Annotated in this window: 16 protein-coding genes; 6 read left to right on the top strand and 10 right to left on the bottom strand. The window is 67.6% G+C overall.

The window, feature by feature from the left end; genetic code table 11:
• Window positions 1-105: 105 nt before the first annotated feature.
• Window positions 106-1,269, bottom strand: coding sequence for a M24 family metallopeptidase (locus tag BN13_RS06330; RefSeq protein WP_157038471.1), 1,164 nt, complete (start codon window positions 1,267-1,269; stop codon window positions 106-108).
• 174 nt (window positions 1,270-1,443) lie between these two features.
• Here BN13_RS06330 and BN13_RS06335 point away from each other — a divergent pair, with 174 nt between their 5' ends.
• Window positions 1,444-2,436: an NAD(P)H-dependent glycerol-3-phosphate dehydrogenase gene (locus BN13_RS06335; RefSeq protein ID WP_048545349.1), complete on the top strand. Its 993-nt coding sequence runs from the start codon at window positions 1,444-1,446 to the stop codon at window positions 2,434-2,436.
• Window positions 2,437-2,465: 29 nt separating this feature from the next.
• Here the strand turns inward: BN13_RS06335 and BN13_RS06340 are convergent, their stop codons facing one another.
• The 3 genes from BN13_RS06340 to BN13_RS06350 are packed head-to-tail and all read right to left on the bottom strand — an operon-like array spanning window position 2,466 to window position 5,967.
• A complete protein-coding gene (locus BN13_RS06340) occupies window positions 2,466-3,509 on the bottom strand; it encodes a YihY/virulence factor BrkB family protein (RefSeq protein WP_235433955.1) in 1,044 nt (347 codons plus the stop codon).
• A 4-nt stretch (window positions 3,510-3,513) separates the two neighbouring features.
• Window positions 3,514-5,502, bottom strand: coding sequence for a serine/threonine-protein kinase (locus BN13_RS18285; RefSeq protein WP_053079742.1), 1,989 nt, complete (start codon window positions 5,500-5,502; stop codon window positions 3,514-3,516).
• Between the two features lie 36 nt (window positions 5,503-5,538).
• Window positions 5,539-5,967 (bottom strand): CBS domain-containing protein, encoded by a 429-nt coding sequence (locus tag BN13_RS06350; protein WP_048545350.1) that lies wholly within the window; start codon window positions 5,965-5,967, stop codon window positions 5,539-5,541.
• Between the two features lie 134 nt (window positions 5,968-6,101).
• Here BN13_RS06350 and BN13_RS06355 point away from each other — a divergent pair, with 134 nt between their 5' ends.
• Complete coding sequence (locus tag BN13_RS06355) at window positions 6,102-7,526, top strand: alpha,alpha-trehalose-phosphate synthase (UDP-forming) (protein WP_048545352.1); 1,425 nt, start codon at window positions 6,102-6,104, stop codon at window positions 7,524-7,526.
• The gene (gene otsB, locus BN13_RS06360; RefSeq protein ID WP_084733604.1) at window positions 7,519-8,313 is read left to right on the top strand and encodes a trehalose-phosphatase; all 795 of its coding nucleotides are present in this window, start codon (window positions 7,519-7,521) and stop codon (window positions 8,311-8,313) included. Before BN13_RS06355 ends, otsB begins: the two co-directional genes overlap by 8 nt.
• Before the next feature lie 25 nt (window positions 8,314-8,338).
• On the opposite strand, the gene BN13_RS06365 is transcribed toward otsB, so the two are convergent.
• The 5 genes from BN13_RS06365 to BN13_RS06385 are packed head-to-tail and all read right to left on the bottom strand — an operon-like array spanning window position 8,339 to window position 15,237.
• Entirely contained in the window at window positions 8,339-9,394 is a 1,056-nt protein-coding gene (locus BN13_RS06365; RefSeq protein WP_321162895.1) for a LacI family DNA-binding transcriptional regulator, read from the bottom strand.
• Complete coding sequence (locus BN13_RS06370; RefSeq protein ID WP_053079743.1) at window positions 9,376-11,226, bottom strand: glycoside hydrolase family 13 protein; 1,851 nt, start codon at window positions 11,224-11,226, stop codon at window positions 9,376-9,378. Before BN13_RS06370 ends, BN13_RS06365 begins: the two co-directional genes overlap by 19 nt.
• The gene (locus BN13_RS06375; protein ID WP_048545354.1) at window positions 11,223-12,140 is read right to left on the bottom strand and encodes a sugar ABC transporter permease; all 918 of its coding nucleotides are present in this window, start codon (window positions 12,138-12,140) and stop codon (window positions 11,223-11,225) included. The genes BN13_RS06370 and BN13_RS06375 overlap by 4 nt, the downstream gene beginning before the upstream one ends.
• Complete coding sequence (locus tag BN13_RS06380; protein WP_235433956.1) at window positions 12,140-13,867, bottom strand: ABC transporter permease subunit; 1,728 nt, start codon at window positions 13,865-13,867, stop codon at window positions 12,140-12,142. The genes BN13_RS06375 and BN13_RS06380 overlap by 1 nt, the downstream gene beginning before the upstream one ends.
• A gap of 56 nt (window positions 13,868-13,923) precedes the next feature.
• Window positions 13,924-15,237 (bottom strand): sugar ABC transporter substrate-binding protein, encoded by a 1,314-nt coding sequence (locus BN13_RS06385; RefSeq protein WP_235433957.1) that lies wholly within the window; start codon window positions 15,235-15,237, stop codon window positions 13,924-13,926.
• Window positions 15,238-15,381: 144 nt separating this feature from the next.
• Here BN13_RS06385 and BN13_RS06390 point away from each other — a divergent pair, with 144 nt between their 5' ends.
• The 3 genes from BN13_RS06390 to BN13_RS06400 all read left to right on the top strand — a co-directional run bounded on the left by BN13_RS06390 (window position 15,382) and on the right by BN13_RS06400 (window position 19,544).
• A complete protein-coding gene (locus BN13_RS06390) occupies window positions 15,382-16,674 on the top strand; it encodes an IS256 family transposase (RefSeq protein WP_048545359.1) in 1,293 nt (430 codons plus the stop codon).
• A gap of 358 nt (window positions 16,675-17,032) precedes the next feature.
• Complete coding sequence (locus BN13_RS06395) at window positions 17,033-18,130, top strand: ABC transporter ATP-binding protein (RefSeq protein ID WP_048545362.1); 1,098 nt, start codon at window positions 17,033-17,035, stop codon at window positions 18,128-18,130.
• Between the two features lie 157 nt (window positions 18,131-18,287).
• On the top strand, window positions 18,288-19,544 hold the full coding sequence (locus tag BN13_RS06400; RefSeq protein WP_048545363.1) for a DUF4032 domain-containing protein: 1,257 nt from the start codon (window positions 18,288-18,290) through the stop codon (window positions 19,542-19,544).
• 21 nt (window positions 19,545-19,565) lie between these two features.
• On the opposite strand, the gene BN13_RS06405 is transcribed toward BN13_RS06400, so the two are convergent.
• Window positions 19,566-19,955 (bottom strand): universal stress protein, encoded by a 390-nt coding sequence (locus BN13_RS06405; RefSeq protein WP_048545366.1) that lies wholly within the window; start codon window positions 19,953-19,955, stop codon window positions 19,566-19,568.
• Window positions 19,956-20,010 lie beyond the last annotated feature (55 nt).

Consider the following 20,010-nt stretch of genomic DNA (forward strand, 5'->3'; position numbering starts at 1 on the left):
AACCTGCGGCGGACGCAATAGCTTTTGCGTCCGCCGCAGGTTATTGCGTCCGCGGCGGGATTTGGCGCGTCTGGGGAGGGGACGGGCTGAAGTGGCACCGTGAATCTACGAGCAGATCAACCCACGCGGGACGATGGTGAGGCATTCGACGCCGTCCTCGGTGACCAGCACCGTCTCGGAGATCGAGTAGCCGCCGCCGTCCAGCCACATCCCGATCATGACGTGGAACGTCATACCGGCCTCTAGCGGGATGGTCTCGCCCGGGCGCAGGCTCATCGTCTGCTCGCCCCAATCCGGGGCATAGCCGATGCCGATGGGGTAGCCTACGCGGCTCTTCTTCACGTAGCCGTGGCGCGCGATCACCTCCGTCCACGCATCGGCCGGCGCACCGGTCGCGACCCCGGGCCGCATCGTGGCGAGCGCTGCGTCGAGACCCTCGCCGGTCACGTCCGCGAGTGCCGCGAGCGTCGCGGGTGGGGTGCCGAGATACATCGTCCGGGTCAGGGGAACGTGATATCGCGCCCTGGCCCCCGCCAGTTCCAAGGCCACCGCCTCGTCGGCGACGAAGGGTTCATCGGACCAAGGCACATGCGGGAATGCCGTGCTGGCCCCGGCCAGAACAATCGGAGGTATGGCCGCGTAGCTCCCGCCCGCGTCTGGCACGCCTTCGATCTGGGCCGCGTAGATCTCGGCCACGGCATCGCACTGGCGGACCCCCGGGCGGACGGCGTCCAGTGCGACCTCGAAGACCCGTTCGGTGATGCGGGCGGCCGTGCGCATGACCTCGATCTCGGCGGAGGACTTGATCGCGCGTACCCAGTTGACCAGGCGGGGACTGGGCTGAAGCGACCGGCCAAGGCCCGCCGTCAGCGCGTGGTGAGCGCGCAGGGTGTAGTGCGGCGACTCGCTCTCGACGGCAGCCACCGCGTCGGCCGGGAGACGGGGACGAATGATGTCAGCCACCCAGTCCAGCGGATGGCGGTCGGCACACTGCACATACGTCTCGGGGTAGCCGAAAACCTGATCCGGAGCCAGGTTCGCGGTCAGCCACGCACTGGAGGCGTCGATCTCGCGGAGGAAGAGATGCAGGGGCTCGGTGCTGCTGATCCACAGGAGTTGTGGCACATAGAAGGAGCAGGCGTCGTAGCCAGTCAGGTAGTAGATATTGGCCGGATCGCTCACGAACAGATCCGAGATGCCCTCCCCGGCCATCCGGGCCCGCGTGCGCGTCAGGCGGGAGTCGTATTCGGCTGCATCGAAGGTGCCCACCACCCCGATTCTGCCGTGGCGGAGCGTCGTCCCGGACGCAATACGGTGACGGCGCACAGCCAGCGGACGCAATAACCTGGCGCGGACGCCAAAGCTTTTGCGTCCGCGCCAGGTTATTGCGTCCGGTCCACCCCGCTATTCTCAGGGCACATTGCGACTGGAGGAGGGCGACCGATGAAGGTCACCGTGTTGGGCGGCGGCAACTGGGGCACAACCGTGGCGAGCCTGGTGGCTCGCCGCCACGACGCCATGATCTGGGCGCGCAACAGCGCGGTCGTCGAGGAGATCAACAAGGATCACCGCAACTCGGCATATCTCGCCGGCTTCGACCTCAACCCCAAACTGAAGGCCACCGACGACTTCGAGCAGGCGGTGCGGCACGCCGAGTTGTTGATCATGGGTGTGCCGACCGGCGCTGTCCGGGAGACCTCGGCCAACACCCGCAAACTCATCCGGCCGTGGATCCCGGTCGTCAGCTTGGCCAAGGGTTTCGAGCAGGGCAGTCTGCTGCGGATGACTGAGGTCATTCGCGAAGAGTTGCCCAACCACCCCGTCGCCGCCCTGACCGGCCCCAATATCGCCCGCGAGGTCATGGCCGGGCAGGCCGCGGCGAGCGTCGTCGCCACCCCCGACCTGGCCGTCGCTCGCGCCCTCCAGCAGGTCCTCTCCTCCGGCCTGTTCCGGGTCTACTCCAACGAGGACGTCATCGGTTGCGAGCTCGGCGGCGCACTGAAGAATGTCGTCGCCATCGCCTGTGGCATGGCCGAGGGCCTCGGCGTCGGCGACAACACCCGCGCCTTGGTCATGACGCGCGGCCTCGCCGAGCTCATGCGTCTCGGCGTCGCGATGGGCGGGCAGGCAACGACGTTCGCGGGACTTGCCGGTATGGGCGATCTGATCGCCACCTGCCTCAGCCCCGCCTCCCGCAATCGCTCAGTCGGCGAAAAACTTGGCCGCGGGATGAGCGTCGCCGAGATCACCGGCGGTATGACGATGGTCGCCGAGGGTCTCAAAACCGCGGTGACCACGCATGAGCTCGCCCAGCGTTATCAGCAGGATCTCCCCATCCACGAGACGATCTATGGTGTCGTCACCGGGTCGGTCGACCCGACCGAGGCCTATCGCGGGCTCGGCCCGACCCCCGGCCACGAAAACGAACCCGGCTGAGCGGGTCGGCTCCGTCAGCCGTACACCCCTTAGTCGTCCGGGTCCGCCTTGGCGGGTGGCGGTATCCCCCGGATGTGCGCGGGTCTTGGGTCCACGATCTGCCCCGACTGGGCCGCGTCCGGATGCTCGAATCGGACGTCGATGAACTCATACATCTTCGTCCGCATGGTGCGGGCCTGCGCGGCATACGCCCGGACGTCCGCATCGGTGAGTTCGACGTTGTCCGTGAACGGGGTCAGCAGCGCCCGCGGATACAGCCGATAGGCGGCCACCACGTTGATCTCGGCACAGATGAGCACGACCACTGCGGTGACATAGAAGAACGCCAGCAGACCGATGACGAAGGCGACCACACCATTGGAGGTCGAGGCGCGACGGACGACCCGACCGACATACAACAGTCCGTAGTTCTGCAGCAGATGCCATGCAACCGCGGCCACGATGGCCCCGGGCAGTTGATGGCGTCGCCGCGGCCGGCCCGCCCCGATTCGGAAAGCCAACAGGAAGACGCCCACGTTGATCGCGAAGGTCGCCACAATGACCAGGACGCGCACGGTCCGCGGCCAGTCGGAATAGTTGCCGGCGATCCACGAGATCGCCGTCGTCGCCATGACCGCCAACCCGGCCGTGAAGACGAGTAGGAAGCTGCGGACGCGCGCCATCAACGGATTCGGTCGACTATTGCGCTCGACTCCCCAGATGGTGTTCATCGCGAACTGCAGCGCGTTGCCCACGCCCAGACCACCGTAGAGCGCGAAACCGACACCCGCGATCACACCGGCGGTCCCCCCGCTCAGCGACTTCGGGTCACCAAGTTGCTGCCCGATGACGGGCACGGTCGAGAGGGCGGAGTTGATGATCCGCTCCTGCAGGTCGGGGTCGTTGCGCAGCACGATCGACAGCACCGTGGACAACAACAACAGCGCCGGAAACAGCGAGACGAAGGCGTAGTAGGCCAGCATCGCCGCGAGGTAGCCGCCCCCGTCATCGAAGAATTTGTAGATCACCCCGAGCGGGTAGCCCAAGACCGGATGCCGCCGCTGGAGCCGGTCGATCCAGGTGACGACGCCCACGGCCTCAGCGCCGCAGGTCGATCGTGTTGAACAACGCCGGCGGCTCGGTCCAGGGCGTCCAGATGGGCAGCCCAGTCCGCAGCGCGAGCGCGCCGATCAGGCCGAGCGCCACGACGAGGAACACGCCGGTGGCAACCTGGGCGGAAGTCGCCGTCGGGGCGATCCCGCGGGCGAGGCTCCGACTGCCGCGGCGCAGACTCGCCCCGCCCGGGCCGAACCACGCGATGAAGATCGTCAGCGCCATCCCCGTCGCCAACGCCACCTGGTATTCCGTCGCGTCGCTGACCGTGGCCAGGTTGCGAAGCAGGAACAGGCTCACGAAGACCCCGGCCGCACCGACGATCGCCGGCATGATCGAGGCAGCAGCGGTCGAGATGACGCCCCCGACCACGTGCACCGGGCCCGCGGCCACCGACCGCGCGACGTCGCCTGAGCGCGCCCCCTTGCTGTGGCGCCGCAGCACCGACGCGGTCACCGAGCGTTCGGCCGTGCGGGCGACCACGGACCAGATCAGGGCGATGGTCACTGCCAAGGCGGGGTATGCCGCGGCCGTCACCACCAACAGCGCCCCGAGTGCCGCGAGGGTCCCCGACCGGGCGGCGCGCCCGATCCGCGGGTCGCCGGCCATGGCCGGGCGCGGGGGAAGGGGCGTGCCGGGGTGCCCTGTTCCGGGTTGCCCTGTTCCGGCGTATGGCGGGCTGGGTGGCGCCGTTCTGGGGTGTCCGGTACCGGACGGGGCGGATGGCAATGTCCCGCCGGCAGGTCCCACCGCCGATCGGAACCCGGACGGCTCACCTCGCGAGGACTCGCCTCTGGAGGAGTCTGCTCCGGAGAACTCGCCCCCGGCCGTGGCTCTCGGCGGCGCCCACGTCGGTGACTCGGTCTCGGCCCGCGGTTCCGGCTGACGATAGGTCGGCTCCGGGCGCCGCGGTGGCGGCGCGATCCGGTCCGGGACCCGTGTCTGAGGGCGGGCAGCCCGCACCGCGGGCTCGCCGGGCTCGGCCGACCAGGGCGTGTCTCGGCGCCGTGGCACCTCGGCCGGCGGAAGCACCGCCGTCGGCGGCGCCTCGATCGGTGCCGTCAACGGGGCCCGGGAGGAGGCGGTCCGCAGGACGTCGGTGACATCGCCGCCCGCGGCATACGTCTCCAATGCCTCGATGATCTCGGCGTCGGTCGGGCGCTCCTCGGGATAGGGGGAGAGCGCCGCGTCCAGGAGTGGGACCAGGCGAGGGTCGACGCCCCGGAGGTTGGCGTTGCCGGCGACCACTCGCGAGAGGACAGCCTCCATCGAGCCTCGCCCGAAGGGCGGGCGACCGGCGGCAGCGAACCCGAGCGTCACCGCCCATCCCCACCAGTCCGTTGATTCCGTGACGTCGGCACCCTCGATGATCTCCGGCGAGAGATAGCCCGGGGTGCCCATGACCAGCCCGGTGCGGGTGAGGCGTTCGTCGTCGGCGATGTGCGCGATGCCGAAGTCGATCAGCACGGGTGATCCGTCGAGGAGCAGCACATTGCCGGGCTTGACATCCCGGTGCACCACGCCGGCGGCATGGATGGCGTGCAGGGCCTGGGCGAGTCCCCGCGCCAGCTCCAGTAGTGCCGCCCCCGTGAGGGGACCCTCAGACTCGACCACCTGATCCAGCGGCGGCCCGGCGATATAGCGGGTGACGATGAACGGCCGCTCCCCGACGACGTCGTGATCCACGATGCCGGCGACGTTCGGGTGGCGGATGCGGCTGAGGGTCTCGACCTCCCGAGCCAGGCGCGTGCGCGCCGCCGGATCCACCGCGACGTGGGGACGCAGCACTTTGATGGCCACCGCGCGACCGGAGCGGTCGAGGGCGAGGTGGACCACACCCATACCGCCCTCGCCGAGCTGCTGGATCAGTCGGTAGCCACCGATCGTCGTGAACTCGGTCACGCCAACAGGATCGGTGTCACCAGAATCGGGCGCATCGGGGCTGGGCTCCTGCCCGATCGCCACGTCCGTCATAGACCTACGGTAATCGAGGCGCCGATGGAACCCGAGCTACTGCTGGATGTAGCCGTACAGCTGGTCGCGTTCAGCCTGCAGGCTGTTGATCCGGTTCTTGACGACGTCGCCGATGCTGACGATCGCGGCGAGCTTGCCGTCAACCACGATCGGCACGTGCCGGATGCGGTGCTCGGTCATCGTGGTCTCGAGCTCCTCCAGGTCGGAATCCGGCCCGGCCGTGCGGACCTCGCTTGTCATAATCTGCGAGACCGGACCCTCGATGATCCCGGGACCGCTGGAGTGGAGGTGGCGCACGACGTCACGCTCGGAGACGATCCCGCTGACCGACGTCCCGTCACCGCTGACCACGACGGCACCAATGCGGTGCTCGGAAAGCATGGCCAGCAGGTCCCCGACGGTCGCGTCGGGGGTGATGGTCACCACGCCATTGCCCTTGGTGCGAACAACCTCAGAGATCTTCATGGGCCCGACGCTAGTGGCCGCGCGGTCCGACCGCCAGAGGAGCCGCCGACAAGTCGCCGAAGTGAGACCCGAAGTCCAATCGGTGGACGGTCACGGCGGGGGTTGTCGGACCGGCCTCATAGGGTGGAGGCAATATGGAAAACGAACGCTACGACCTCGTCATTGCCGCCAACCGCCTGCCCGTCGACAAACTCACCGGACCCGACGGCGAGGTGTCCTGGCGCCGCAGCCCTGGTGGCTTGGTCACCGCCATGGATGCCGTCATGCGCGGACGCGACGGCGCCTGGGTCGGCTGGGCGGGCGATGCGGGCGACGCCCCCGCCCCCTTCACCGACAACGGCATGGAGCTGGTGCCCGTCCCGCTGTCGGCCGCCGAGGTGGCTGACTTCTATGAGGGGTTCAGCAACGACACCCTGTGGCCGATCTATCACGACGTGATCGTTCCGGCGACCTTCCACCGGTCGTGGTGGGCGGCATACAAGACGGTCAACCAGCGCTTCGCCGATGCGGTCTGTGCGGTAGCCGCCGAGGGCGCCACCGTGTGGATTCACGATTACCAACTCCAGCTGGTCCCGGCGATGGTGCGGGCCCAGCGTCCGGACGTGCGCATCGGCTGGTTCGATCACATCCCCTTCCCGGCCGTCGAGTTGTTCGCGCAGCTGCCGTGGCGGGAGGAGATCATCTCCGGCCTGCTCGGCGCCGACTTCCTGGGCTTCCAGCGCAAGGCCGATGCCGAGAACTTCGTGCGCGCCTGCCGCCGGCTGGCCCGCCTGAGCACCCGCGGCGAGCACGTCCAGACCGTTGACGGCCGCGTCGTGCGCGCCAGCGCCGTCCCGATCTCGATCGACACCGCCGGCCTCGACGAGCTCGCCCGGACTCCGGAGGTGCAGGCGCGAGCCCGCGAGATTCGCGAGTCGCTAGGCAATCCGAAAAAGATATTGCTGGGCGTCGATCGACTCGACTACACCAAGGGCATCCGCCACCGGCTCAAGGCCTATGAAGAACTCTTGCGAGACAACGTGATCCGGCCGCCGGACGTGGTGTTGGTGCAGGTCGCCACGCCGTCCCGCGAGCGTGTCGAGGCCTATCGGCAGCTGCGCACCGAGATCGAGCGCACGGTGGGCCGCATCAACGGGGAGTATGCCGCGATCGGCTCCTCCGCGGTCGAGTACCTCCACCATTCCTACGGTCGTGACGAGATGGCGGCGCTCTTCCAGGCCGCCGACGTCATGCTGGTCACGCCCCTGCGCGATGGCATGAATCTCGTGGCCAAGGAATATGTCGCTTGTCGGCACGACGGCGACGGCGCGCTGGTGCTTTCGGAGTTCACCGGCGCCTATCACGAGCTCAAGTCGGCCTATGTCTGCAATCCGCACGACATTGAGGGCACCAAGCGCGTCATCACCAAGGCGATCACCGACCCGGTGCGGGAGCGGCGCAAACGCATGAAGTCCCTGCGCAAGGTCGTCGGGGCCAAGGATGTGCAGACGTGGGCGACCAACTTTCTGGCTGCGCTTGAGCACGCGCCGCATCGGCCCGAGGAGGCCGAGGATGCCTGAGATTCCCATCCCCGACTCTCAACCCCAGCCCCTCATCTCGGGCGAGCTTCGCACCGCTCTTGAGACGTATGCCGCGCTCCCCCGCGTCGTCGTCGCCACCGATTTCGACGGGGTTCTCGCCCCGTTGGTCGACGACCCGCGGGACTCCCGCCCACTGCCCGGGACGATGGATTCGCTGATGGCTCTCGCTGGGACGGAAGGCACCACGGTCGCCCTAGTCAGCGGCCGTGCGCTGGGCTCCCTCACCGAGGTCAGCGGGGCGCAGGCGCCGCTACTGCTCTACGGCAGCCATGGGGCGGAGTCCACCAACTCGGGGGCGGGCATGGCCCTGACCGAGGAGCAGGGGCAAGACCTGTTCGGCCTCAACGCGAGCCTGGCCGAGGCCGTCGCGGCTCATCCCGGAGCACGGTTGGAGCACAAGCCGATGGCGACCGCAGTGCATACCCGCGGGCTCGATCCCCTGGTCGCGCTCGCGGCGAGCCAGGCGGCGGTGGGGGCGGCCGCGGCATACGGCCAGGTGGAGGTGATGCACGGCAAGGACGTCGTCGAGTTCCTTGTCGCCAAGGCGACCAAGGGGGCTGCCCTGATGGCCTTGGCCGAGGCGACCAACGCCGATGCTGTCCTGTTCCTCGGCGACGACGTGACGGACGAGACCGTCTTCGCCCGGCTGCGCCCGACCGACATTGGGATCAAGGTGGGGCCGGGGGACACCGCCGCGGCCTACCGCGTGGATGACCCGACGGCCGCCGCCGCGGTGCTGGCGCTCCTGGCGGGCCTGCGCGGCTGACCCCCGCCGACTGACGGAGGGGCGGTCAGGCGAGGGCGAGGTTGGCCGACGTGCCGCGCTCGGGCACGCGAGCCGTCGAGGCGCGTACGACGAGCTCGGGCCGGAAGACCAACTCCGGGGGAGCCGTCATGTCGCCGTTGATCTGCGCCAGCAGCGCTTGCACGACAACATCCGACATCTCCGCGACGCTCTGCCGGATCGTCGTCAGCGGCGGATCGGTGAACCCCATCAGCAGCGAGTCGTCATAGCCCACGATGGAGAGGTCCCGCGGCACCGACAGCCCCATCCGCTGGGCTTGCCGTACCGCCCCGAGCGCCATGATGTCCGAGGCAAAGATGATGCCGGTCGCCCCCTTCTCCACCAGTCGTCTGGCGACCAGACCGCCGCCTTCGACGGTGAACAGGCCGGATTGGATGAACTCGTCCACGTCGAGTTCGGGGAGTTCTTCGGCGGCGAGGCGCCGGAAAGCGGCGATCTTGTCCCGCACGGGGACGTATTGCGTTTGCCCCACCGCGAGGCCGATCCGGCGGTGGCCGAGTTCGATCAGGTGCCGCAGCGACAACTCGATCGCCGCGTCGTCGTCGCTGGAGACGAAGGCCGCCCGCACCCCCTCGCGGTAGCCGTTGACCAGCACGAGCGGGATGCCCTGGTCGACCAACGCGGTGTAGCGCTCCACGCCCTCCTGGGTGTCGGCGTGCTGACCCGAGACGCAGATGATCCCGGCGACGCCGCGATCGAGCAGCATCTGGACATAGACGTCCTCGTGCAACCCGCCCGGGGTCTGGGTGCACAGCACGGGCGTGAACCCGCGCATCGCCAAGCCGGTCTCGATGGTCTGCGCGAATGCCGGGAAGATCGGGTTCGTCAACTCGGGGACGATGAGGCCAACCAGCGCGCCACTGCGGGGCCGGAGCTTGACGGGCACCTCGTAGCCAAGCACGTCGATCGCCGTGAGCACGGCGGCGCGCGTCGCCTCGGATACGCCAGGCTTGCCGTTGAGCACGCGACTGACCGTCGCCTCGCTCACCTCGGCCTGGGCGGCGACCTCGGTCAGGCGAATCTTCATGCGGGGGATGTCCACGTCGTCACTCCCACTTCGGGGCCGCTGGCCGCAAGGACCACCTCATCCCCCTCGATCCGGACCAGCGAGCCGTATGCCGCGCTCCCCCCCTCGATCCCGGCCAGCGCCGCGAGGGGCAACCGGATCGGGTCGTGGCCGAGCCGCGCCAGGTGGACCAGGGCGGTCTGCTCGGGATGCTCGCGCAGGTAGATCAGCACGTCATCGTCGGCATAGACCCAGCGCAGGCCTCCCGCACGCAGGGCCACGGACTCGGTGCGAGCCGCGATCAGCCCGCGATAGACGTCATGGATGCGCTCGTCCCACAGCGGCGCCTCGCGCGGTGCATCCCAGGGCATCGGCCGGCGACCGTCCTCGCCGAACTCACCGAGCATGCCGATCTCGTCGCCATAGGTGATCATCGGTATGCCGGGCATCGTCAGCAGCAGCCCGGCCGCGACATCGACTTGGCCGGCATCGTCACCGACGAGACTGCGCACCCGAGTGGTGTCGTGCGAGCCGACCAGATTGAAGCTGTGCGTCAGCGTGGACCACGGGATGATCGCGGCGAACTCGCGCATTGTCTCCATGACCGCCCGGCCGCCGAGGCGCGGCACGATGACCGGCAGGCCGAGGAAGTCGGGCGCATGCCCGGGGTGCCGCAGCCAGGTCCACAGGGGCCGGGTGAACCCGGCGTAGTTCATGACTCCGTGCCAGCCGTCGCCCATCGCATCCAGCGAGAAGTCGTGGCAGTGCTCGCCGATGACGAGCGAGTCGGGATCGACCTGGGCCATCGCCGCCCGCATCCGCCGGGCGATTTCGGCGTTGCGGTCCTGGACCCCATGTCGCCCGGTCATGTTCGCAACGTCCACGCGCCAGCCGTCGAGGCCGTTCGGGCCGGCCAGCCACTTCTTGACGACGCCATCGGGGTCGTCGAAGACACGATGGGCGAGCGCCTCACTGTCGTAGTTGAGCTTCGGCAGGGACTTCACGCCCAGCCACGCGGCATACTCCTGGCCGTCGAAGAAGTAGTAGCCGCGCTCCTCCGACTCGGGGTCGGCCTGGGCCCGGACGAACCAGTCGTGCCCGACGCCGGTGTGATTGGTGGTGAAGTCACCGAGGATGCGCAACCCGCGAGCGTGGATCGCTTCGACGAGGTCCGCGAGGGCCTCGTCCCCGCCGAGGACGGGGTCGACGGCGTCGAAGGTGGACGCGTCATACCGGTGATTGGACCGCCCGGGGAAGACGGGAGTCAGGTAGACGACATTGACCCCGAGGTCGGCGATGTGGTCGAGGTGCTCGGCGATGCCGGCGAGGTCACCGCCATACAACTGCCGCCCGGTGAGCGGGCCGCGGCCGGTGACGGGCTCGTCCCAGGCGACGGCGACCGCCCAGTCGGGGGTCTCCCGGGCGTCGGCCGCCGCCGACCGGGCGAAGCGGTCGGGAAAGATCTGATAGACGATCGCCTCGTCGCTCCAGGCCGGCGGCGCGTCGTATGCCGTGAGCCGGAAGTCCGCGGCGTCCGGCACGTCCCGGTCGTGCAGACCCGTGCCATTGAGCCACTGGTAGCCGAGCGGCCCACCCTGGAGCAGGAAGCGATAGTTCGTGACCGGGTTATGGATGAGCACCGGAACCCGCCACCACGTGTCGGTGGCGGTGCTCCGGTCGATGCGCGCGGCGGTGAACTTCGGCTCGGCATCGGGGGTCGTGCGGACGTGAATGCTGCCGACATCGGCCGCATGCGGGACGCGGACCAGGAGGTCGACGGTCTCCCCCAACCGCGGGTGCAGTTCGGAGACGTAGCGACTCGAGCCGTCGTGATGCGGGGTGTTTAGCAGATGAGCCGCGGGGCTCACTTCACCGAACCCTGCGTCATACCGCCGATGAGGAACCGCTGGAAGCCGAGGTAGAGAAGCACGACCGGGACGGAGGCGAGCAACGCGCCGGCGGCAAACTGGCCGAAGAGGCGGTTCTTTTCGTTGCCGATCGACATGCTGTAGAGGCCGACACCGAGCGTTTGGCTGTTGACGTCCTGCAAGAAGATGCTGGCCAGCAGGAACTCGGAGAAGAGCCCCACGAAGCTGAGCATGAAGACCGTGACCAGGATCGGCAGGACGAGGCGCAACGTCATCGTGAAAAAGATGCGCGCGTGGCTGGCCCCGTCGACCTTGGCCGCTTCGTCAAGCTCCTTGGGGATCGTGTCGAAGTAGCCCTTGAGCAGCCAGACGTTCGCCCCCATTGCGCCGCCGAGGTAGCACAGGATCAGGGCCCAAATGGAGTTGAGTCCCAGCGCCGGGATGATGTCGCCGAGCTTGGCAAAGGTCAGATAGAGCGCCGGGAAGGTCAGCATGGCCGGGAACATCTGCAGCAGCAGCAGGCCGAGGAGGCCTGGGCGCCGACCGGCAAAACGCATGCGAGAGAAGGCGTATGCCGCGCAGGCCCCGATGAAGACCGAACCCAAGGATCCGACCAGCGCGATGATCATCGAGTTCTTGTACCACGAGGTGTATGGCCGCGATGCGTCATCGAAGAGAGTGCGGAAGTTCGCCAGCGACGAACCGGAGGGGATCAGCGAACTGGTCTGCAGGGACCCCGCCGGGTTGATGGCGGCCGAGATGAGGAACAGGATTGGGAAGAGCGCCCAGATCAGGGTAACGAGGCCCAGGGCGTGCCGCCACCAGGTCCCCGAACCGGAGGCACGCGGCGACTTGGCGACGGCCGCGCGGCCGTCCGGGACGGCGACGGCCACGGCGTCGGTGACATTCGACATCAGTTGACCTCTTCCAAGGACTTGGTGCGACGGAAGCCGGAGTAGCTCATGGCCGCGACGATGAAGAAGATGAAGATGCAGACGGCGGAGGCGAGGCCGATGTTCGGGCTAGCGCCGGCAAACGCGAGGCGGAAGGCGTAGGTGATCAGCAGATCGGTCGAGCCGATGCTGGTGTTGTCCGCAGCGAACGGACCACCCTGCGTCAACAGGTAGATCAACGAGAAGTTGTTGAAGTTGAAGGCGAAGGAGGCGATCAACAGCGGCCCGACCGCCACGAGCAGCAGCGGCATCGTGATGGAGCGGAGGGTCCGCAGCGGGCCGGCGCCATCGATCTTGGCGGCCTCTTTGACGTCGCCAGGGATGGACTGCAAAGCGCCGGTGCACACCAGGAACATGTAGGGGAAGCCGAGCCACAGGTTGGTGATCAGAATCGCCGCCTTGGCCGCCCACGGATTGCCGAGCCAGTCGATGTTGAGGTGGGTCAGGCTGTTGATCAGGCCGAACTCCTGGTTGAACATCGACGCCCAGACCAGCGCGGTCACGAAGCCCGGGATCGCGTAGGGAAGGATCAGCATCGAGCGGTAGAAGCCCTTGCCCTTCAACTTCGGGTCGTTGAACAACAGCGCCAACAGCATGCCGAGGATGAAGGTCGACATCACCGACAACGCGGCGAAGGCGACGTTCCAAAGGAAGATCTTGAAGAACCCCGAACGGATGGTTTCGTTGGTCAGCAGGTCGGAGAAGTTCTTGGTGCCGACATTCTCTTTCCAGCCGGTGGCCAGGGTCTGGCCATCGGGCGCCGTCCAGTAAGCGTTCTTGGGGCTGTAGACGACGTTCTTGACCGTGTCGGTCACGGTGTCGGCGGCCGCGTCGTACTTCAACGTCGGTGCGCCTTCGAAGGCGCTGCTGATGCCGACCGACTTGATGCCGGCGTTGGCGTTGACCGGCACGGCGAAGGCGTTGAGGTCCTTGCTGCGCTTGTTGGCCTCGCGGGCGTTGAGGATCGTGTAGCCCGGTGCTTTGGTGATCTTGCCCGTGTCGGTCTTCTCGATGCCGTCCGCGGCGAGCGGCTCCAGGCCCTTGCTGGTCCCGACGAACATCGAGCCATCCGGCTTGGTCAGCAAGAACGTGATCTCGCCCGTGGCGACGTCCGTGCCTTCGGGGACCGCGATGGACAGCTTGTAGCGCTCGGTGCCCTCGACCTCCTTGACGGAGTTGGCCAGGTTGCGGTCCGTCGCGTCCTGCTTGGACAGCGTGTGGCCCTGGCCGTAGTTCGTGAACGCAGTCGCCACGGTGTAGACGATCGGCCAGATCTGCAGCGTGACGAGCAGCACGAGGCCGGGCAGGAGGTACTTCATCGGCACGGCACGGCGCGTGCCGTAGACCGCGAGGAAGCACATCGCGATAAAAGCGGTGATGACCACGCCCAGCCAGGAGCCGCTAGAGATCAGCTTCTGAATCACATAGGCGGCGAAGAGGCCGGCTATGGCAAGGAGGCCCCACTTGGCGGCGGTCGCCCACCACGGCGTGTGATATCCCGAGCCGAGTTTCATCGGCTCAAGGGATGACGGGACTGCGGCCATCAGATCAACTCCCAGCGGATGGTCTGCCTCCCCACGGAGGCGAGGCGATTGCGGCATACGGGCCAGCGACGGTGGCGGCGCCGGGGTTGGTCGGCGCAGGTCGTGAAGCAAGAGGACGTGCAGCAAAGCGGGGGTAATGGTCACGGCGGCTCCGTGGCGACTTGTGGTCGCCACGGAGCCACCCGTGGCTCATCGGTGGATCAGGAAGCGCCCTTGATGGCCTTCTCGATCTCCTTCTGGGCCGCGTCGAAGCGAGCCTTGGCCTCGGCCTTGCCGGAGATGACGTCGGCAGCGGCCTGACCCAGCGGACCCCAGACGGAGTTCATCGCGGGGATGTTGGGCATGGGCTTGCCGTCCTTGCCAGCCTCGTACCAGGCCTTGACCTCGGGGTTCGCCGCGGCGACCTCGTCGTAGGCCTCGGTCAGCGCCGGCGGGCGGCCGCCAGCCTCGAAGAGGGCCAGCTGGAAGTCCTTGGTCGGGACGTAGTTGGTCACGAACTCCTGGGCCAGCGTGGCGTTGTTGGCCTTGGCCGAGACGTAGAACAGCTGGACACCGAGGAACGGCTTCATGGCGTCGCCGCCGGGCAGGCTCGGCAGGTTGGAGATGGCGTAGTTGATCCCGGCCTTCTTGATGTTGGGGATCGACCACGGGCCGGTGAAGAAGAACGGAGCCTTGCCACTGGTGAAGATGCCCTCAGCGTTGTCGTCGCCGACGTTGGTGGAGAGGACCTTGTCCTTGCCCATCATGGCGAGCTGCTCGGCACCCTTGAGGGACTCGGCCGAGTTGACGATGACCTTGTCGGCGTCGTAGTCGCCGTTGTCCTTGAGGGCGAAGATGCCACCGCCGTAGGCGGAGAGCCACGGGTAGGTGTAGTAGGCGTTGCCGGTCTTGCCGACGGACTGGTCGAGCAGGACGGAAACCTTGGAGTCCTTGGCCTTAGCAGCCTTGGCGGCCGTCAGCAGGTCATCCATGGTGGCGGGGGCGTCGGGGGCCAGGTCGGTGTTGCGGACCAGGGCGATGTTCTCGACGGAGAACGGAACGCCGTAGTTCTGGCCGTCGAACTTGCTCGCATTCATCGCAGCAGGGGCGAACTTGGCGGCGGTGGCCTCGTCGAGCTGGATCGGGGCGACGGTGCCGTTCTGGACGAGCTCGCCCAGCCAGTCGTGCGCGCCAACAACGATGTCCGGGCCCTTGCCGACCTTGGTGGCGTCTCCGAACTGCTTGCGGGTCTCGGTGGCGATCTGGACAGCGACGGTGACGCCGTTGTCGGCAGCGAACTGCTGGGCGTACTTGGTCAGGATCGGCGCGCGGTCGGCGTCGGCCCAGATGACCAGGTCGGCGTCCGCACGGGACGGGTTCTTGGCGTCAACCTCGGCGGGGGCCGCGGCGGACGTCTCCGACGTCGAAGCGGTCGAGGACTCCGACGAGCTGGCAGCGGCGCTGGCGCTCGTGGTGGAGGACGTGGACGTCGTGTCGCCGCTGCTACCGCAGCCGGCGAGGACCAGGGCAGCCACACCGGTCAGGGAGCAATGATCAGAATCTGTGGATGGGTGCTCGGCGGGGCGGGCGTGAGATGGCGCACCTTCCCGAGGAAGATCTGAAGTCCAAGTAGCTCTGATCAGGACCGGCGTTGACGCGCTGGTTCGGGAAGGTACGCCATGCTCACCGTAGTTCACCAGGAGTCGCAGGCCAACCAGTACACCCCGGCCGCGGTCGGCGGGTCGATGCTCGATGAGCTGGCCCGTGAGGGTGCCCGGGCGATGTTGGCGGCGGCGTTACAGGCCGAGGTCGCCGCCTACATCGACGCTCACGCGCACGAGGTCGATGAGGATGGCCGCCGGCTGGTGGTTCGTAACGGCAGCCACGAACCGAGGCAGGTCGCGACCGCGGCGGGCGCGGTCGATGTCCGGGCGCCGCGGGTTAACGACAAGCGGGTCGATGAGGTCACCGGGGCCCGGCGCCGGTTCGCGTCGGCGATCTTGCCGGCGTGGGCGCGTAAGTCCACGGGCGTGGCTGAGGTGTTGCCGTTGCTGTACCTGCATGGGTTGTCCAGCGGGGATTTCGTGCCGGCGTTGGAGCAGTTCGTGGGCTCGGCTGCGGGCCTGTCCTCCTCGACGGTGACCCGGTTGACGCAGCAGTGGCAGGATGAGGCCCGCGCCTTCGCTGCTCGCTCGCTGGCCGAGGTGGACTACGTCTATCTGTGGGTCGACGGGATCCACGTCAAGGTCCGCCTGGAGCAGGACCGGATCTGTCTGTTGGTGATGATCGGGGTCCGCGCCGATGGCACCAAGGAACTGGTCGCTCTCGCGGACGGGTTCCGCGAGTCGGCCGAGTCGTGGGCGGACCTGCTGCGCGACTGCAAACGGCGCGGGATGCGCGCCCCGGTGCTGGCGGTCGGTGACGGCGCGCTGGGGTTCTGGGCCGCGGTGCGCGATGTCTTCCCGGACACCAAGGCCCAGCGGTGCTGGTTCCACAAGATCGCGAACGTTCTTGCGGCGCTGCCGAAATCAGCGCACCCAAGCGCCAAGGCCGCGTTGGCGGAGATCTGGAACGCCGAGGACAAGGACCACGCCGAACGAGCCGCCAAGGCGTTCGGGGCCGAGTACGGGACCAAGTGGCCCAAAGCCGCGGCGAAGATCACCGACGACCTCGAGGTCCTGTTGAGGTTCTATGACTACCCGGCCGAGCACTGGATCCACCTGCGCACCACCAACCCGATCGAGTCCACGTTCGCGACCGTGCGGCTACGGCAGCGGATCACCAAAGGCCCCGGCTCCCGCGCCGCCGGAATCGCGATGGCGTTCAAGCTCATCGAGTCCGCACAACGCCGGTGGCGCGCGGTCAACGCCCCCCACAAAGTTGCCCTCGTCCGCGCCGGCGCCCGCTTCAAGAACGGCGTGCTCATCGAACGCGACAACGACCAGAACGGAGGTGACCAACTCGCCTCATGACACACCCATCCACAGGTCTTGACTATTGCTCCCGGTCAGGGCGGCGGCTCCGAAAGCACGCTTGTGCATTAACTCTCCTAAGTGGATCGCAAGGGAGCAACCGTTGCGTCCCTGCAGAAGTGAGAGCACCATACACCCTGCTTGAAAGCAAATGGCACCCTTCTGCAAGAGACTTCAGACGGCTGCAAAATGTCTCGGATTCATAACGGCGGGACGATGTCCAACCCCCGGGCGGCAACTGGCCTTTTGGTGTGGCGTCCGGCACACTTGGGATGCCCCGGACACCGATGTCCGGTGGTGCACCACCTTTACAACGGATCGTCCGGCACGTTCCTGCCGGTGAAGGAGTCATCCCCTCATGGCAACAGTCAAGTTCGACGAAGCCACCCGGGTCTACCCCGGCGCCACCCGTCCCTCGGTCGACAAGCTCAACATCGACATCGCGGACGGCGAGTTCCTCGTCCTCGTCGGCCCCTCTGGCTGTGGCAAGTCCACCAGCCTCCGCATGCTGGCCGGCCTCGAAGAGGTCAACGGCGGCAAGATCTGGATCGGTGACCGCGACGTCACCAACCTCTCGCCCAAGGACCGCGACGTGGCGATGGTCTTCCAGAACTACGCGCTCTACCCGCACATGTCGGTCGCCGACAACATGGGCTTCGCCCTGAAGATCGCCGGCGTCAACAAGTCCGAGATCGACACCCGCGTCAAGGAAGCGGCCAAGATCCTCGACCTGACCCAGTACCTCGAGCGCAAGCCGAAGGCTCTCTCCGGTGGTCAGCGTCAGCGTGTCGCCATGGGTCGCGCCATCGTGCGTTCACCCCAGGTCTTCCTCATGGACGAGCCGCTGTCCAACCTCGATGCCAAGCTCCGCGTGCAGACCCGCACGCAGATCGCGTCCCTGCAGCGCCGCCTCGGCGTCACCACGGTCTACGTCACCCACGACCAGACCGAGGCCATGACGATGGGTGACCGCGTTGCGGTGCTCAAGGACGGCCTGCTGCAGCAGTGCGACAGCCCGCGTCACATGTACGACCACCCCAACAACCTGTTCGTCGCTGGCTTCATCGGCTCCCCCGCCATGAACCTCATCGGCATGCCGGTGACCGACGGTGGCGTGCGGTTCGGCTCCAAGGTCATCCCGGTCCCCCGCGCCGCGCTCGGCAACGTGGGCTCCGAGGTCATCGTCGGTGTTCGCCCCGAGGATGTCGAGGTTCGCCCCGACGGTGACGGCCTGCCCATCACCATCGAGGTTGTCGAGGAGCTCGGCGCCGACGCCTACGTCTACGGCACGCCGCAGGCCGGCTCGGTCACCAAGGAAGAGGGTGTCGAGAAGCCGTTCATCGCGCGCGTCGACGGCCGCCGTCCCCCGGAGAAGGGCACGACCGTCTACATCACCCCGATGGAGGGCCACGTGCACCTCTTCAACGGCCAGACCGGCGAGCGCCTCGTCGACTGACCACCCGGCCCGCCTCCCGCGGACCACACCGAAGCGCCGCCCGGCCCCCCGGGCGGCGCTTCGCCGTTGCCGGCCCGGTCCTCCGAACTTCTGCTGCAGAAGTTCGGAGGGCGGGACCCGCCCCCCACACCACCCGCCCACGGGGGACAATGGCGGGGTGGCTCTCGACATCACGGCGTCCCGGCCGGATCCGGCCCTACTCGACCTTCCGTGGAACGTCCCCCTGGAGGAGTGGCCGGCCGAGCGGCTGGCGGCGCTCCCCCGCGGCATCTCGCGGCACGTGGTTCGCTTCGTCAAACTGTCCGGCCGCATCCTGGCGGTCAAGGAGATCAAGGCCGAGTTGGCGATCGGCGAGTACCACATGCTCCGCAACCTCAACCGGCTCGGCCTCCCGTGCGTCGAGCCCTTCGCCGTGGTCCAAGGTCGACTCGACGATGACGGCGAGCCCCTCGACGCCTGTCTGATCACCCGCCATCTTCAGTTCTCCCTCCCCTACCGCGCGCTTTACAGCCAGGCCCTCCGGCCCGACACCGCCGCCCGCCTCATCGATGCGCTCGCCGTCCTGCTCGTTCGGCTCCACCTTGCCGGGTTCTGGTGGGGGGATGTCTCGTTGTCCAACACGCTGTTCGTGCGCGACGCGGGGGCGTTCGCGGCCTACCTCGTCGATGCCGAGACCGGCGAGCTGCGCGCCCGCCTCTCCGACGGCCAGCGCGAGCACGATCTCGACATCGCCCGGGTCAACATCGCGGGTGAACTCTTCGACCTCGAGGCCGGCGACCTGCTCCACGGGGAGGACCCGATCGAGACGTCCGAGCGCATCGTCACGCGCTACCGCGAGCTGTGGAACGAGCTGACCGCGTCCGAGGAGTTCAGCACCGACGAACGCTGGCGCGTGGAGGATCGCATCCGCCGGCTCAACGAGATTGGCTTCGATGTCGATGAGTTGGCGATTGTGACCGACATTGGCGGCACGTCGATCTACATTCAGCCCAAGGTCGTCGACGCCGGCCACCACTCTCGCCGGCTCCTGCGCCTGACCGGGCTCGACGTCGAAGAAGGCCAGGCCCGCCGCTTGCTCAACGACCTCGACTCCTTCCGGGCAGCCCAGGACCGCCAAGGCGAAGACGAGGAGCTGGTCGCGCACGACTGGCTAGCGGATATCTACGAGCCGATCACCCGCTCTGTGCCGGTCGCGATGCGGGGCAAGCTCGAGCCCGCCGAGCTGTTCCACGAGATTCTGGAGCACCGCTGGTACATGGCCGAGCTGGCCGGGAGCGACATTCGCATCGAAGATGCCACCGTCGACTATGTCGCGAATGTCCTCCCGAACAAGCCCGAAGAGAAGTCTGTCCTCGGGACCGACACCACGGAGATGCCGATCTTGGCCAGCGACCCGGCGCTGGGTCGCGGCTGACCTCGGACCACTGGCCCCCTCTCAGGCTTTGACAGCCAACACCCGGCACGGCGCGTCCAGCAAGAGTTGCTGAGCGGTCGAACCCAGCACCAGCTTGCCGAGGGGGCTGCGCCGACGAAGACCGATGACGAGCAGATCCGCGCCATCCGACTCAATCGCCGCCAGGAGTTCCTCGGTAGCCGGCCGACCGCTGGTGGCCTGACGCACCTCGTGCTCGATCCCGGCCGCCGCCAGTTGAGCATCGAGGGCGTCCAAGTCCTGGGGTGAGGCAAATACCGAGGTGTTGAAGTCGCCATTCTTGCCCGTGTTCAGCACGACGAGCTTCGTATGGCGCAGGGTCGCCTCCTCGATGGCCGCGTCCACGGCGGCCAGTCCTTCGGGGCTGGGGATGTAGCCGACAACGATGGTCATGGTTTCCTTCCGAGGAAATGGTTCGCCGCGGGCGGGCTGCCTGCTGGCAGCCCGC

The organism is Nostocoides jenkinsii Ben 74 (genome assembly GCF_001046875.1).
Classification (GTDB): domain Bacteria; phylum Actinomycetota; class Actinomycetes; order Actinomycetales; family Dermatophilaceae; genus Nostocoides_A; species Nostocoides_A jenkinsii.